Below are 603 nucleotides of genomic sequence, written 5' to 3' on the forward strand. Positions count from 1 at the left end.
TTTCTAACAAATAAGGCGTATCAGCGATGAGCTCTGAACCTCCGAACTGATTAAAATAGTTACTAATAATGTTCAAAAAAATTTGTAGCTTTTGTTCTTTCATAATGACATCTGCTTAGGTCGTTGGATGATATTAGTCTTGTACCAGCTCATACAAAGACTCTACGAGATCTTCTTCTGAAAAAGGTTTACATAAAAACCCACTAGCACCAAGCGATAATGCTTCGATGCCCGTAGATTTATCTGACAATGCCGATACCACCAAAATTCGTACATCAGGATCAATAGCGATGATCTTTTCAATGCATTCAAGACCATCCATCTGTGGCATGGTTAAATCCATAGTAATGACATCAGGACGATGCGTATTGAACTTCTCAATAGCTTGAACACCGCTGGTTGCCGTCGCAACCAACATAAAATTTCCTGAGTCATAAGCCCGCTGGATGCGGTTTCGAATGATATTGGAATCATCAACAATCATTAGTTTATACATAACGTATTTATTATCCTTAATTAAGCGTTAGGCAGCGTAATGACAAAACGTGTCATCTTACCATGCTCACTATTTACATTGAGCTTACCATCATATTCTTTTACTTG

At 37.6% G+C, this 603-nt stretch carries 1 protein-coding gene; it reads right to left on the reverse strand.

The genetic code is table 11. The features are described from left to right. Positions 1-133: 133 nt before the first annotated feature. On the reverse strand, positions 134-496 hold the full coding sequence (locus ACS8FD_RS22460; protein ID WP_439262706.1) for a response regulator: 363 nt from the start codon (positions 494-496) through the stop codon (positions 134-136). Between the last annotated feature and the right edge of the window lie 107 nt (positions 497-603).

The sequence above is a fragment of the Psychrobacter sp. 1U2 genome (genome assembly GCF_051847575.1).

What these genes read in the sequence shown, in the direction of transcription:
- ACS8FD_RS22460 (WP_439262706.1), bottom strand. Translation starts at nt 496, where the DNA reads ATGTATAAACTAATGATTGTTGATGATTCCAATATCATTCGAAACCGC.